Below are 14,763 nucleotides of genomic sequence, written 5' to 3'. Positions count from 1 at the left end.
ACCCGCGGGTCACGACAGCAGGCTCGGAGCCGACCGCTCCAGCACGGAGGCGATGCGCTCCCACGCCCGCGTGTCCCGCGCCACCGGCTCAAGCTCGGGCCCCTCACCCGTGCCCCACTCGGTGGCCACGGCCACCGGGTCGCCGCCGCCCGCGGCGGCGGCGGCGAGCGCGGCGGCGCCGAGTGCCACCAGCTCACCGCTGGCCGGCACGATCACCGGGCGGCCCGAGAGGCGCAGCACCGTCGACGTCCACGCACGGCCCCGCGCGCCGCCGCCGATCAGCCGCAGCGGGCGGCCCGCGGCGCTCGGCGCCTGCGGGTCGAGGCCGCAGGCGCGCAGCACCTCGTCGAGCGCGCGCAGCACCGTGAAGGCCGCGCCCTCGTAGGCGGCGCCGAGCAGCTGCCGCGCCGTGGTGTCGTGGCGCAGCCCGGTCAGCAGCCCGGCGGCGGTCGGCAGGTCGGGGGTGCGCTCGCCGTCCAGGTACGGCAGGAGCACGGCCTCGCCGCCCGGCTCGGCGTCCTCCCTGCCGAGCCCGAGCAGCTCCGCCACCTTGTCGACGGCCTGGGTGCAGTTGAGGGTGCAGCCGAGCGGCAGATACGTGCCGTCGGCGGCGGCGAAGCCGTTGAGCGCGGCCGAGCGCGGGCGCGTCCTGGTCGCGGCGAAGACCGTGCCCGAGGTGCCGAGGCTCAGCACCGGGTGGTCGAGGAGGCCCTCGCCGCCGAGCCCCAGTCCCACCGCCGCGCTCATGTTGTCGCCGGTGCCCGCGGCCACGGCGATCCCCGCAGGCAGGCCGAGCGCCTCGGCCGCCGCCGCGGTCAGCGCGCCCGCCCGGGTGCCGCCGGTGGGCGCGAGCGCGGGCAGCAGGCCGGCGTCGAGGCCGACGAGCGCGAGCAGTTCGGGGTCGTAGGCGCCGGCCGCCGTCGCGTACCAGCCGGTGCCCGAGGCGTCGCCGGGGTCGGTGACCGCGGTCCCGCAGAGCCGCTCGGTGAGGAAGTCGTGCGGCAGCCGCACCGCGGCCGCGGCCTCGGCGACGGCGGGCTCGTGCTCGCGCAGCCACTGCCACTTCGTCGCGGTGATCGAGGCGACCGGCACGGAGCCGGTGCGCTCGGCCCACGCCTGCGGGCCGCCGAGCGCCTCGGTGAGCGCCGCGGCCTGCGGCGCCGAGCGGGTGTCGTTCCACAGCATGGCGGGGCGCAGCGGCCGGCCCGCGCCGTCCAGCACCACCAGGCCGTGCTGCTGGCCTGCGACGGCTATCCCGGTCACCGCGGCGCGGTCGGCCCCGGCCTCGGCGAGCCCGGCGGCGACCGCCTCGCGCAGCGCCTGCCACCACACCTCGGGGTCCGTCTCGCGGGCCCCCGCCTCCCCGCCCACCCGGTGCTGCGCGCGCCCGACGGCGAGCAGCTTGCCGGTGGCGGCGTCGGTGACGGCGGCCTTCGTCGACTGGGTGGAACTGTCCACGCCGATCACGACGGGGCTTCGCGACATGGGGACCTCTTCTCCGGGCCACGGCCGGCGCCGTGGTGCAACGCGGTTTCGAACGAGCGGGAACAAATTACGCGAGCCGAGGCGGCCGCGTCACGGCCGCGCAGGAGCGCGCTCCGTCGGCGGGCGCCCGCCCGCCCCCTCCCGCGTTCCTCCCGGGAAGGGGGCTTTTGCCGTCCCGAAGGCCCGTGCCATATTAGTCATGTCAGAAAACAAAAAGGTTCGGACGGACCTTTGAGGCAGCGAAGGCGGCCAACGCAATGACGGAACGCTTCACCCCCACGCGCGAGGACAAGTTCAGCTTCGGCCTGTGGACCGTCGGCTGGCAGGGCAGGGACCCCTTCGGTGACGCCACCCGGCCCGTCCTCGACCCCGCGGAGTCCGTGCGGCGGCTCTCCGACCTCGGCGCGTACGCGGTCACCTTCCACGACGACGACGTCATCCCGTTCGGGGCCTGTGACAGCGAGCGCGAGGCGCACCTCAAGAACTTCCGGCAGGCGCTCGACGCGACGGGCGTCGTGGTGGAGATGGCCACCACCAACCTCTTCACCCACCCCGTCTTCAAGGACGGCGGCTTCACCGCCAACGACCGCGACGTGCGCCGCTTCGCGCTGCGCAAGGTCATCCGCAACATCGACCTCGCGGCGGAGCTCGGCGCGCAGACCTATGTGGCCTGGGGCGGGCGCGAGGGCGCCGAGTCCGGCGGCGCCAAGGACGTGCGCCTGGCGCTCGACCGGATGAAGGAGGCCTTCGACCTCCTCGCCGACTACGTCACGGAGCAGGGCTACGACCTGCGCTTCGCGATCGAGCCCAAGCCCAACGAGCCGCGCGGCGACATCCTGCTGCCCACCGTCGGGCACGCGCTCGCCTTCATCGAGCGCCTGGAGCGCCCCGAGCTGTTCGGCGTGAACCCGGAGGTCGGCCACGAGCAGATGGCCGGGCTCAACTTCCCGCACTCCATCGCCCAGGCGCTGTGGGCGGGCAAGCTCTACCACATCGACCTCAACGGCCAGAGCGGCATCAAGTACGACCAGGACCTGCGCTTCGGCGCCGGCGACGTGCGCGCCGCCTTCTGGCTGGTCGACCTGCTGGAGTCCGCGGGCTGGGACGGCTGCCGCCACTTCGACTTCAAGCCCCCGCGCACCGAGGACTTCGACGGCGTGTGGGCGTCGGCCGCGGGCTGCATGCGCAACTACCTCATCCTCAAGGAGCACGCGGCCGCGTTCCGCGCCGACCCCGAGGTCCAGGAGGCGCTGCGGGCCTCCCGGCTCGACCAGCTCGCGCTGCCCACCGCGGAGGACGGCCTCGCCGGGCTGCTCGCCGACCGCGGCGCGTACGAGGAGTTCGACGCGGCGGCCGCCGCGGAGCGCGGCATGGCGTTCGAGCGCCTCGACCAGCTGGCCATGGACCACCTGCTCGGCGTCCGCTGAACCGCGCGCGGTGACCGGCGCGCCGCTGCCCCGCGGCGGCGGTGCGCCCCCGCGCCTCACGCCGGGCGCGGCACGTGCGCCAGCGGGTCGGCGAGTACCGCGCGCACCACGAGGGCCGCGGCGCCGCGCGCCGCGTCGCCCGCGGACGAGGACGCGCGCAGCCGCCCGCTGCCGCGCGGCCACAGCCCCGAGACCACCCGCGCGGTGAGCTCCCTGTCGGCCGCGGGGGAGAGCCAGGGCATCAGCGCACGGTAGATGCCGCCGAGGACCACCGCGTCCGGGTCGAAGAGGTTCACCGCGCCCGACAGCACGCGCCCCAGCATCGTCCCCGCGCGCTCCACGGCCGCCACCGCCACCGCCTCGCCGCCGCGCGCGCGCCGCTCCAGTTCGGCCACGCCCGCCACCCCCGCGTCCTCGTCGATGCCCGCGGCCCGCAGCAGCGCCGACTGCCCCGCGTACTGTTCGAGGCAGCCGCGCGAGCCGCACCGGCACAGCGGGCCCTCGGAGTCGACCACCACATGGCCGATCTCGCCCGCGAACCCGTGCGCGCCGCGCAGGAGTTCGCCGTCCATGACCAGCGCGCCGCCCACCCCGATCTCGCCGGTGAGGTAGAGGAAGGACCGCAGGGGCCCGAGGCCGCCGAACCACAGCTCGGCGAGCGCCGCCAGATTGGCCTCGTTCTCCGAGCTGACCGGCAACTCCGCGCTGCCCGGCCGCAGGTGGGCCAGCGCGCGGGCGAAGTGCTCCTGCGCCGGCACCCTGTTCCACCCGAGGTTCGGCGCCTGCCGCACCGCGCCGCCCGACACGAGCCCCGGCAGGGCGAGTTCGACCCCGACGGGCAGCAGCCCCTGCTCGGCCGCCGACTCCAGGGTGCGGGCCGCGATGCGCGCGCCGCGGGCCAGGACCTCGGCGGGCTGGGCGCCCCGGTTGTCGATGTGCTCGGTCAGCCGCACCCGGTCGGTGCCCGACAGGTCCACCACGCACACCGAGACGTAGTCGATGTTGATCTCGACGCCGATGCCCGCCGGGCCCGTGCGGGTCACCTTCAGCACCGTGCCGGGACGCCCCGCCTGCCCGCTGAACGTCTTGCCCGACTCGCTCAGGAACCCGCTGTCGATCAGCTGCTCCACCAGGGAGGAGACGGCCGCCCTCGTCAGCCCCACCCGCGCCGCGACGCCCGCGCGTGTCGCCTCGCCCTCGTCCCGCACGGCGCGCAGGACCAGGCTCAGGTTGTGCCGCCGCACCGTCTCCTTGTCGGCCTTGGGGCCGAGCGACCCCGGCGGTGCGGGGGATGCGTGATGGGTGTTCATGTCACCGGCGACCCTATGCGATCGCCCCGGGGCCGGGCAGGGCGCACCGCCCCGCCCCTGCCCTCACGCGGGGTGCGGGCCCGCCGCCCCCACCGGCGCGAACAGCCGCTGGGCCGCGACCGCCGCGCCGCCGCGCGCCCACGCCTCGAACGGCAGCGGCCGCACCACGAGGTCGCACTCCGCCGCGGTGCCGAACGCCTGCGCCGTGAACGACCTGCGGATCTGGTCGGCGAACAGGTCGTACGACGCGACGCCCTCACCGGAGATGATGATCCGCTCGGGCCCGATCAGATTGGCCACCGACGCGATCGCGAGCCCCAGCGCGCGGCCCGCCCTGGTGAAGACCGCGCGCGCCGCCTTGTCGCCGCTGTGGGCGAGCCGTACGGCATCGGCCGGCGTGAGGCCGGGATCGCCGGTCTCCTCGCGGGCCTGGTCCACGATGGCCTGGGTGGACGCGATCGCCTCCACGCAGCCGGTGTTGCCGCAGGTGCACACCTGGGCCGAGCCCAGCGCGCCGCCCACCGGCAGATGGCCGATCTCGCCGGACACCCCGTGCGCCCCCGACACCACGCGGCCGCCGACCGAGATGCCGCAGCCGATCCCCGCGCCCACTGTGACCAGCACGAACGACGAGAGTCCCGCGCCGGATCCGAACCACTGCTCGGCGACCGTGAGCGCCCGCACGTCGTTGTCGATGACGGTGGGGACGCCCGTGGCGCGCTCCACGAGCTCCGCGAGGCGCACGCCGCGCCAGTCGAGGAACGGGGAGTAGCGCACCACGCCGGTGTGCCCGTCCACGTCGCCCGAGATGGTCACGCCGACGCTGTGCACCGCGGGCCCGCCCCCGTCGTCGGCGAGCCGTGCGACGAGCCGCGCGATCGCGCGCACCACCGTGCCCACGTCGCGCGAGCCGAGCGGGACCCTGCGGGTGGCGAGCGGGGTGGCCGTCAGGTCGGCGGCCACCCCGATCAGCTCGTCCGCCGTGACCTTGACCCCGATGAACCCGGCGCGCTCCGGTCGCACCGCGACCAGGGTGGCGGGCCTGCCGGGCTGCCGTTCCCCCGCGGGCTGCCCCATCTCGGTGATCCAGCCGTCCGCGAGCAGCGGCGTGGACACCTTGGTGACGGCGCCTGACGACAGGCCCGTGCGCCGGCCGAGTTCTGCCCGGGTGAGCGGACCCTGTGTCAGGAGGGTCTGGAAGACCAGGGCGGCGGCGGGGGGACGGTGGGAGAGGCTCACACCGGCACATTACCTTCTGCCGGAAGTCAACGGGACGGAGATCCGCCCAGGTAGCTCGGCCGAGGCGCCCGGTCGCCCGCGCAGATCACCGGATCTCCAGGGAAAAAACCGCCGGAACAATATATTGACCACGGAAGGAAACGCCGCCTACAGTCGCCGCACCTCGTCCCCTCGGAGGACGAGTCCCGGGCGTGCGGGCCGGCAGAGCCGAGCAGGATCCGCGCACGTCCGGCCGTCCCGCTACCGGGACACCGCCCATGACCAGCCGCAGCGCAGCGGCGGGACGGAGCAGACCATGGCGCTCAGCGGGCCGCACCAAGGGACGCCGGCACGGAACGGGAGCCCGGCGGGCACGGAGGCGGGCAGCGCCGCGCCGACCGGAGGCCGGGCGAGAAGGGGCTGGGCCGCCGCACTCTGCGCCCTGGCCGCCCTGGCCCTCGCGACGACGGGACTCGCCGCGCCGGCCACCGCCGCGCCGGCCACCGCCGCGCCGGCCACCGCCGCGCCGGCCACCGCCCCGCGAGCGGCGGCCGGGCACCCGCCCGCGGACCAGGGAGGCCACCGGGCCCCGCTCGCCCAGAAGCCCTACATGGGCTGGAGCAGCTGGAGCCTGGAGTCGACCGACTACCCGGGCGTCAACCCCGACGGTGCGGCCAGTTACCTCACCGAGGCCCATGTGCTCCAGCAGGCCCGGGTGCTCGCCGCCACCTTCAAGAAGCACGGTTACGACCACGTCAACATCGACGCGGGCTGGTCCACGGGCTTCGACCGCTACGGCCGCCCGGTCCCCGACGCCGAGCGCTTCCCCGACGGCATTGCGTACGTCGACGCCAGGCTCCACGCCCTCGGCCTCAAGGCCGGCATCTACCAGGCGGTCGGCCTCGACCCCAAGGCGTACGGCGACGGCACCACGCCCGTCCACGGGGCGCCCGGCTGCACCACAGGCGACATCGTCTACCCCGACCTGCGCACCACCAACGGCTGGGACAGCGCCTACAAGATCGACTACTCCCGGCCCTGCGCGCAGAAGTACACGGACTCCGTCGCGGACCTCTACGCGAGCTGGGGCGTCGACTTCCTCAAGCTCGACGGCGTCGGACCCGGCTCCTTCAAGGGCGGCGGCCAGTACGACAACCGCGCGGACGCGGCGGCCTGGCGGACCGCGCTCGACGACACCGGCAGGCCCGTCGAGTTCACCCTCTCCTGGGCCCTCAGCCACACCTACGCCGACGACTGGAAGAAGAACAGCAACGGCTGGCGCATCGACACCGACGTCGAGTGCTACTGCGACACCCTCGTCACCTGGGACGCCTCGGTGAAGCAGCGCTGGCGCGACGTCGTGCAGTGGATACCCGACGCGGGGCCCGGCCACTGGAACAACCTCGACTCCGTCGACGTCGGCAGCGGCGCGATGGACGGCCTCACCGAGGACGAGCGGCAGAGCTGTCTGACCCTGTGGGCCGTCGAGGCCGCGCCGCTCTACCTCGGCGACGACCTCACCAGGCTCGACGACTTCGGCAGGAAGCTCCTCACCAACGACGACGTCATCGCCATCGACCAGGCCGGACGGCCCGCCAAGCCCGTCAGCCAGTCGTCCGAGCAGCAGACCTGGTACGCGCGCAACGCCGACGGCAGCTACACCGTCGCCCTGTTCAACCTCGCCTCCTCCGCCGCGCCCGCCACCGCGCACTGGCGCGACCTCGGCTTCGACGGCACCGCCGACGTCAAGGACGTGTGGAGCCACCGCGACCTCGGCGCGGCGAAGGACGCCTTCGGCGCGACCCTGCCCGCCCACGGCTCCCGCCTGCTGACCGTCACCCCGCGCCACATCGCTGCCCCCACCGTCCCGACCGCGGCCCGCGGCACGTCGGCCGGCGCCACCTCCGTCTCCCTGGCCTGGGACCCCGCCGTCCCGGCGAAGGGCGCGGCGATCGCCCGCTACGACATCCGCGACGACGGCAGGAAGGTCGCCTCCACCGGCGCCGCCACCACGGCGGCCACCGTCTCCGGGCTCGCCCCCGCTTCGGGGCACCGCTACACCGTCACCGCGGTGGACTCCCGCGGCAGGAGCTCGGCGGCGAGCACCGCCGTGCCGGTCACCACGGCGGGCCCCGGCGGCCCCGTCACCTACCAGGGCGAGGACGCCGTGCTCGCGGGCGGCGCCACCGCGTCGGGCTGCGGCGGCTGCGCGGGCGGCGCGAAGGCGGGCAACGTCGGCGGCGCCGCCACCGTCACCTTCGACCACGTCACCGCGGACCGCGACGGCACCTACCTGGTCACGGTCGCCTACGCCGACGGCGACACCAGCCGCCAGGGCATCGTCACCGTCGACGGGCGCACCCTCCAACTGCCGTTCTCCGGCACCGGCGACAACGACTGGGACCACACCCAGGACGTCACCGTCCCGATGGAGCTGACGGCGGGCGACAACACCGTCGCCTTCGGCAACCCGGGCGACAACGTCGCCGACATCGACCAGATCACCGTCCAGTAGCCGCAGCGCGGCACGTCCCACCGACCCGTCCGAGTGCCGAGGAGTGCGCCGTGGCGCAGATCGTCAAGGAACACCCCGCTGCGCCGGGGCGCCGCACGGGCGGCCGCCGCCCGCCGCGCACCGCGGCGGCGCGGGCCGCCCACCGCAGGGGGGACGGGAGGCTCGCCTGGCTGCTGATCACCCCCGCGGTCGCCGGCTTCCTCGTCTTCTTCGCCTGTCCCACCGTCCGCGGGATCTACTACAGCTTCACGTCCTTCCACATCCTCACCGCGCCCCGGTGGGTCGGCCTCGCCAACTGGCGCGAGCTGGCCGGCGACCCGGTGTTCTGGCACGCGCTGCTCGTCACCGTCTACTTCGTGGCGCTCTCCGTCGCCGGCGGCGTGCTCCTGTCGCTGGTGACCGCGGTCGTCCTGCACCGGCTCACCCGCTCCACCGTGATCAGGGGCCTGATCATCCTGCCGTTCCTGATCTCCGGGGTGGTCGCCGCCCTGGTGTGGCAGTGGATGCTCGATCCGCAACTCGGCATCGTCAGCCAGCTGCTCGACAAGATCACCGGGGCCCACCTGCTGTTCTTCAGCGACAGCGACTGGGCCGTGCCCTCGCTCGCCGCGGTGAGCGTGTGGAAGTCGATGGGCTACAACGCCGTCCTGATCTTCGCCGGGCTCCAGACCATCCCGCCGTCCGTCTACGAGGCGGGGCGGCTCGACGGCGCGAGCGAGTTCCAGATGTTCCGCCGCCTGACCGTCCCGCTGCTGCGGCCGATCCTGGTGATGGTCGTCGTCCTCACCGTCATCGGCTCGTTCCAGGTCTTCGACATCGTGTCGGTCACCACCCAGGGAGGCCCGGCGAACGCCTCCAACGTGCTCCAGATGTACATCTACGAGAAGGGCTTCGGCGAACTCGACTTCGGCTACGCCTCGACCATGTCGCTCGCCCTGTTCGTCCTCCTCGTCGCCATCACCTTCACGCAGATGCGCCTCGCACGCGCGGGCGAGACCGACCTGAACTAGAGGAGCCCGTCCATGTCCATGCTCACGTCGGGCGGGACCCGCACCACCGGGGGCACATCCGGCGGCGCGGCCCCGCCGGGGCCGCGCCGCCCCTTCTCACCCGGCAGGCTCGCCGCCTGGATCTTCATCGCCGTCGTGCTGGTCGTGACGGTCTTCCCCTTCTACTGGATCCTGCGGACCGCGCTGTCGGACAACGTGGCGCTGCCCACCGACCCGTCGTCCCTCCTGCCCGTCGACTTCACCTGGGGCGCCTTCGAACGCGCCCTGGGCCTCGCCTCACGCGCCGAGGCCCAGGCCCAGGGCGGCTCCGGCGCCTCCCTCGACACCGCCCTGTTCCTGCGCAACTCCCTCGTCTACGCGACGGTGCAGACCGCCCTCGTCGTGTTCTGCTCGGCGACGGCCGCCTACGCCTTCTCCCGGCTGCACTGGCGCGGCCGCGGCGCCGTGTTCAACGTCCTCCTCGGCGCGCTGATGGTCCCCGCGATCCTCACCCTGCTGCCCAACTTCATCCTCATCCGCGACATCCACCAGCTGAACTCGTTCACCGGCCTGATCCTGCCCGGCGCCTTCTTCTCTGCCTTCGACATCTTCTTCCTGCGCCAGTTCATGCTCGGCCTGAGCACCGAGGTCGAGGAGGCCGCCGTCGTGGACGGCGCGAGCCGGATGCGGATCTTCTTCACCATCACCCTGCCGATGACGTCCGCGCCCCTCGCGACGCTCTCCCTGCTGACGTTCATCAACACCTGGAACGACTACTTCTGGCCGCTGCTCGTCACCAACGACGAGCACGCAAGGCCCCTCACCCTCGCGCTCGGCGTGTTCAAGCAGTCCTCGCCGCAGGCCGCGCCCGACTGGGCGGGCCTGATGGCCGCCACCATGATCGCCGCCCTGCCGATGCTGGTCCTCTTCATGGTCTTCGGCCGGCGCATCGTCAACTCCATCGGCTTCACCGGCATCAAGTAGAAAACCAGGAACCGCCACCCATGAACGACGACCTGCGACTGCACTGGCCGAGGCCGGCCGCCGCATGGCACGAGGCCGCACCGGTCGGCAACGGCCGCCTCGGGGCCATGGTCTTCGGGGGCACCACGTCCGCGCGCGTCCAGATCAACGACTCGACGCTGTGGTCGGGCACCCCCGCCACCCCCGCAGAGGGCCTCGCCGCCGTACGGGCAGCCGGCGCGGGACCCGCCAGGCTCGCCGCCGCCCGCGACGCGCTGCGCGCGGGCGACCACCGCGGCGCCGAGTCCCTGCTGATGACCTTCGAGGGCCGGTACACCCAGGAGTACCTGCCGTTCGCCGACCTCGCCCTGGGCCTCGGCCTGACCGCCGCGGCCCGCTACGGCGGCCGTACCCTCGGCCTCGACGACGGCGTCGTCGAGGAGTCGGCCACCGAGGGGCCGCTGACCGTGCGCCGCAGGACCTGGGCGAGCCGCCCCGCCGACGCGCTCTGCCTCGACCTCGCGGTCACCGGCGGCACCCTCGCCGCCACCCTCGCGCTGACCACGCCGCTGCGCGCCCTGCGCCGCACCGCCTCGCCCGAGGGCCTGACGCTGGCCGCCGCCCTCCCCGTCGACGGCGCGCCCCTGCACGAGCACGGTGTCGCCGAGCCGCTGCGCTACGCCGGGCACCCGCAGGACGAGGCCGCCGCGGACGCCGCGGCCCGCGCGGGCGGCTACGACCCGTACGCCGTGCTCGCCGTGCGCGTCGACACCGACGGCCGGGCCGCCGTCGCCGACGGCACCTGGTCCGTCACCGGCATGACCCGGCTGCTCGTCACCGTCTCCTCCTCGTCGGCCGGCGCCGACGTGTGGCACGGCAGGCACCCGGCCACCCGCGCCGAGCACCGCGCCAGGGCCGCTGCCACCGCGCACCGCGCCCTCGCCCAGGGCCCCGAGGCCCTCCTGCGCGCCCACCGCGACGACCTGCGGCCCCTCCTCGCCGCCGCGCGCCTCACCGTGGGCACCCGCCGCGCAGGCACCCACGACGTCGCACGCGACATCCTCTCCGGCGCCGACGAACACCTCACCGCCACGGTGATGTTCCAGCTCGGCCGCTACCTGCTGGCGTCCTGCTCCCGGCCGGGCGGCGGCCCGCCCGCGAACCTCCAGGGCATGTGGAACGCGGAGCTGCGCCCCGCCTGGTCCGCCAACTACACCCTCAACATCAACACCGAGATGAACTACTGGCCCGCCGAGCCCACCGGCCTCGGCGAGTGCCACGAACCGCTGTTCCGGCTCCTCGACCGGCTCGCGGCGACCGGCGCTGAGGCCGCCCGCACCCTGTACGGCACCCGGGGCTGGGCCGCCCACCACAACACGGACATGTGGGGCTGGGCCCTGCCCGTCGGCATGGGACACGGCGACCCGGCGTGGGCGCTGTGGATGATGGGTGGCGCCTGGCTCGCCCAGCACCTGTGGGACCACTACGACTTCACCCGGGACACCGCCTTCCTGCGCGAGCGCGCCTGGCCCCTGCTGCGCGGGCAGGCCGCGTTCTGCCTCGACTGGCTCGTCGAGGGCGACGACGGCCTCCTCGACACGCTCCCCGCCACCTCGCCGGAGAACCACTTCCTCTCCCCGCAGGGCAGGCCGGAGGCGCTCACCCGCTCCACCGCCATGGACACTGCCCTGGTCCGCGCCACCCTCACCACGGCGCTGGCCGCCGCCCGGACCACCGGGGCAGGGGACGACCCGCTGTGCGCCGAGATCGAGGCGGCCCTGCCCCGCCTGCGCACGCCCGGCGTCACCGCGGCAGGCCGCCTCGCGGAGTGGGCGGACGACCTGCAGGACGAGGACCCCGGGCACCGGCACCTGTCGCCGATGGTCGCCGTCTACCCGCTCGACCAGATCACCCCCGACACCACCCCGGAACTCGCCGCGGCCGCCCTGCGGCTGCTGGAGAGCCGGGGCCCGGGCGCCATGGGCTGGTCCTGGGCGTGGAAGATCGCGCTGCGCGCCCGGCTCGGCGACGGCGACACCGCACGCGCGCTGTTCGCCGAGGCCGTAAGCCCGCTGGAGCACGACGCGGGCACGCACGCGCCCGTCGACGGCTCCGTCCGGGGCGGCCTGCTGCCGAACCTCCTCTCCACCCACCCGCCGTTCCAGATGGACGGCAACTTCGGCTTCCCCGCCGGCCTTGCCGAGCTCGTCGTGCAGAGCCACGGCGGCCGGATCAGACTGCTCCCCGCCCTGCCCGCGGGCTGGGGCGAGGGCAGCGCCACGGGCCTGCGGTGCCGTGGTGGCCTCGCCGCCGACCTCGCCTGGCGCGACGGTGCCCTGACCGCCGTCACGCTCCGGCGGGTCGGCGGCGACGGCACGGAGCCCGTACCCGTCGTGTACGGCGCGGCCGCGGCCGAGGTCACCGTGGCAGCGGGCGCCGCCGTCACCCTCGACGCAGAGCTGAGGCCCGCGTGCTGAGCGACCTGGACCTGCCCGCGCTGCGGGAGTACCGCAGCGGCCACCAGGACCCGCCCGGCTTCGACGCGTTCTGGCAGGGCACCCTCGCAGAGGCCCGCGCCGCGGGCGACGGCGCCGCCCTGACCCCCGTCCCCACCGCGCTGCGCACCGTCGACGTCTTCGACGCCGAGTTCCCCGGCTTCGGCGGCCACCCCGTGCGGGGCTGGCTGCGCCTGCCCAGGGACCGCGGCGAGGCGCCGCTGCCCGCCGTCGTCCAGTACCACGGCTACGGCAGCGGGCGCGGTGGCCCCTACGACGACCTGGTCTGGGCGTCCGCCGGATACGCACACCTGATCATGGACGCGCGCGGCCAGGGCGGCGCCCACGCGGGCGGCGCCACCGGCGACCCCGTCGGCAGCGCCGCCGCCCACCCCGGCTTCGCCACCCGGGGCATCGAGGACAAGGAGACGTACTACTACCGCAGGGTCTTCACCGACGCCGTGCGGGCGGTGGACGCGGTCGGCGGCCTCGCGTGCGTCGACGCGCGGCGCGTCGCCGTGTGGGGCAACAGCCAGGGCGCCGGCATCGCACTCGCGGTCGCCGGGCTCGTGCCCGGCCTCGCCGCCGGGTTCTTCCAGGCCCCGTTCCTCGCCGACGTGCGCCGCGCCCTGCGCGTCACCGGCGCCGGCCCCTACGGCGAGATCGCGGGCTACCTCGGGGCCCGCAGGGCCTCGGCCGACGCGGTGTTCGAGACCCTCGCCCACTTCGACGGGGTCGGCTTCGCCCGGCGCGCCCTGGCGCCCGGCCGCTTCTCCACCGGGCTCGCCGACGACGTCTGCCCGCCCTCCACCGTCTTCGGCGCGTACCACGCCTACGCGGGCCGGAAGACCATCAGGGCCTGGGAGTTCAACGGCCACGAGGCGGGCGGGCACGAGGACATCGCCGACGCGCTCGCCGCGTTCGGTGCCGCGACCGCACGAGGAGACGAGGAACGATGAGGATGCGCACCAGGGCACGCAGGCTCGCCGCCGCGGCCGCGGCGGCCGGGCTCGCCGCCGCCGCCGGCGGCTGCGGCGCCGGATCCGCCTCGGCGGGCGGCACCACCGTCAACTGGTGGACCTGGGACGACAAGCAGGCCGCCGCCTACCAGACGTGCGCCGACACCTTCGAGAAGGACCACCCGGGCGTCTCCGTCAAGATCAGCCAGTACGACGTCAACGACTACTTCACCAAGCTGCTCTCCGGCTTCGTCGCCGACACCGCGCCCGACGCCTTCATGAACAGCGGCCAGTTCTTCCAGCAGTACGCGGCGCTCGGCCAGCTGGAACCGCTCGACGGGTACGTGAAGGAGTCGGGGCTCGACCTGAAGCGGTACGCCACGGGCACCGGCTCGTACCGCTTCACCGACGGCAAGCTGTACGCGCTGCCGATGGACTGGGCCACCGCGGGCCTCTACTACAACAAGGACATGCTCACGAAGGCCGGTTACACCGCGGCCGACATCGACGACCTCACCTGGAACCCGGACGACGGCGGTACCTTCGGGGCGATGATCGCCCACCTCACCGTCGACTCCCACGGCCGCCGCGGCGACCAGCCGGGCTTCGACAAGAAGCACGTCGAGGTCTACGGGATCGGCGCCCTCGGCGTGCAGGACTTCACCGGCCAGACCTCCTGGAACCCGCTGGTCTCCACCCTCGGCTGGCGCATGGGCGACAAGCCGCAGTGGCCCACCGCCTTCCGCTACGACGACCCCCGGTTCGTCAGGACGATGAACTGGGTGCGGAAGATCACCGACAAGGGATACGCGCCCACCGAGGGCGAGTTCACCTCGGCGGGCAACGCCCCGAGCAGCTCCCAGCTCCTCGGCTCCGGCAAGGTCGCCGTCGCCGCCGACGGTTCCTGGTCCGCGACCCAGTACCCGGACATTCCGAAGCTCCACTTCGGCATCGCGCCCGAGCCCAAGGGCCCCACCGGCAGGCGGGCGGCGGAGAGCAACTCCAACGGCAACATGATCTGGTCGGGTTCCGCGCACAAGGACCTCGCCTGGCAGTGGGTCTCCTACCAGGAGTCCGAGCAGTGCCAGACCGCGGCCGGCCGCAGCGGCACGTTCTTCCCCTCCATCTCCGCCTCCATGGACGCCTCCGCCGCCGCGCTGAAGAAGAAGGGCGTCGACCTGTCGTCCTTCATCGACGCGCAGAAGTCGGGCGCCCTCTACCCGGTGCCCGCCTACGGCAACGGCACGGCGATCCAGAAGACCGTCCAGCCCCTGCTCCAGTCCTTCTTCGCCCACGACCGCGGCGACGACGTGTTCCCGCAGATCGCCGCGGAGACGAGGAAGCTCCTCGCGCAGCGCGACGACTGACCGGCGCAGGGCGCACCACCCCAACGGTTCGAGAG

The 14,763-nt window shown here is 74.4% G+C and carries 10 protein-coding genes; 7 read left to right on the top strand and 3 right to left on the bottom strand.

What is annotated here, in order from left to right:
- Nucleotides 1-9 precede the first annotated feature (9 nt).
- Nucleotides 10-1,485, bottom strand: a complete 1,476-nt coding sequence (xylB, locus tag AB0910_RS01935) for a xylulokinase (RefSeq protein WP_366742507.1) — start codon at nucleotides 1,483-1,485, stop codon at nucleotides 10-12.
- Nucleotides 1,486-1,742: 257 nt separating this feature from the next.
- On the opposite strand from xylB, the gene xylA reads away from it, so the two are divergent.
- Nucleotides 1,743-2,912 carry a xylose isomerase gene (gene xylA / locus AB0910_RS01930; RefSeq protein WP_366742506.1) on the top strand — a complete coding sequence of 390 codons (1,170 nt, stop codon included), beginning with the start codon at nucleotides 1,743-1,745 and terminating at the stop codon, nucleotides 2,910-2,912.
- Between the two features lie 56 nt (nucleotides 2,913-2,968).
- Here xylA and AB0910_RS01925 read toward each other — a convergent pair whose 3' ends face one another.
- A complete protein-coding gene (locus tag AB0910_RS01925; protein WP_366742505.1) occupies nucleotides 2,969-4,222 on the bottom strand; it encodes an ROK family transcriptional regulator in 1,254 nt (417 codons plus the stop codon).
- Between the two features lie 63 nt (nucleotides 4,223-4,285).
- Nucleotides 4,286-5,461 carry an ROK family transcriptional regulator gene (locus AB0910_RS01920; RefSeq protein ID WP_366742504.1) on the bottom strand — a complete coding sequence of 392 codons (1,176 nt, stop codon included), beginning with the start codon at nucleotides 5,459-5,461 and terminating at the stop codon, nucleotides 4,286-4,288.
- Nucleotides 5,462-5,882: 421 nt separating this feature from the next.
- Between AB0910_RS01920 and AB0910_RS01915 the strand changes: the two genes are divergently transcribed.
- From AB0910_RS01915 to AB0910_RS01890, 6 genes are read left to right on the top strand one after another with little or no spacing between them, the layout of a single operon-like run.
- Nucleotides 5,883-7,955, top strand: a complete 2,073-nt coding sequence (locus AB0910_RS01915) for a hypothetical protein (RefSeq protein WP_366742739.1) — start codon at nucleotides 5,883-5,885, stop codon at nucleotides 7,953-7,955.
- 50 nt (nucleotides 7,956-8,005) lie between these two features.
- Nucleotides 8,006-8,965 carry a sugar ABC transporter permease gene (locus AB0910_RS01910; RefSeq protein WP_366742503.1) on the top strand — a complete coding sequence of 320 codons (960 nt, stop codon included), beginning with the start codon at nucleotides 8,006-8,008 and terminating at the stop codon, nucleotides 8,963-8,965.
- Nucleotides 8,966-8,983: 18 nt separating this feature from the next.
- A complete protein-coding gene (locus tag AB0910_RS01905; RefSeq protein ID WP_366742738.1) occupies nucleotides 8,984-9,928 on the top strand; it encodes a carbohydrate ABC transporter permease in 945 nt (314 codons plus the stop codon).
- Nucleotides 9,929-9,948: 20 nt separating this feature from the next.
- Nucleotides 9,949-12,384 carry a glycoside hydrolase N-terminal domain-containing protein gene (locus AB0910_RS01900; RefSeq protein ID WP_366742502.1) on the top strand — a complete coding sequence of 812 codons (2,436 nt, stop codon included), beginning with the start codon at nucleotides 9,949-9,951 and terminating at the stop codon, nucleotides 12,382-12,384.
- A complete protein-coding gene (locus AB0910_RS01895) occupies nucleotides 12,378-13,361 on the top strand; it encodes an acetylxylan esterase (RefSeq protein WP_366742501.1) in 984 nt (327 codons plus the stop codon). Before AB0910_RS01900 ends, AB0910_RS01895 begins: the two co-directional genes overlap by 7 nt.
- A gap of 2 nt (nucleotides 13,362-13,363) precedes the next feature.
- A complete protein-coding gene (locus tag AB0910_RS01890) occupies nucleotides 13,364-14,728 on the top strand; it encodes a sugar ABC transporter substrate-binding protein (RefSeq protein ID WP_366742500.1) in 1,365 nt (454 codons plus the stop codon).
- Nucleotides 14,729-14,763: the final 35 nt, after the last annotated feature.

Source organism: Streptomyces sp. NPDC047002, from assembly GCF_040704505.1.
In the GTDB taxonomy this organism is placed as follows: domain Bacteria; phylum Actinomycetota; class Actinomycetes; order Streptomycetales; family Streptomycetaceae; genus Streptomyces.
The sequence above is the reverse complement of the archived record's forward strand: the minus strand, read 5'-3'. Positions and strand labels throughout refer to the sequence as shown.

Coding starts and splice junctions, on each gene's coding strand:
- AB0910_RS01925 (WP_366742505.1), bottom strand. CDS start 4,222: ATGAACACCCATCACGCATCCCCCGCACCGCCGGGGTCGCTCGGCCCC.
- xylB (WP_366742507.1), bottom strand. CDS start 1,485: ATGTCGCGAAGCCCCGTCGTGATCGGCGTGGACAGTTCCACCCAGTCG.
- AB0910_RS01905 (WP_366742738.1), top strand. CDS start 8,984: ATGCTCACGTCGGGCGGGACCCGCACCACCGGGGGCACATCCGGCGGC.
- xylA (WP_366742506.1), top strand. CDS start 1,743: ATGACGGAACGCTTCACCCCCACGCGCGAGGACAAGTTCAGCTTCGGC.
- AB0910_RS01900 (WP_366742502.1), top strand. CDS start 9,949: ATGAACGACGACCTGCGACTGCACTGGCCGAGGCCGGCCGCCGCATGG.
- AB0910_RS01890 (WP_366742500.1), top strand. CDS start 13,364: ATGCGCACCAGGGCACGCAGGCTCGCCGCCGCGGCCGCGGCGGCCGGG.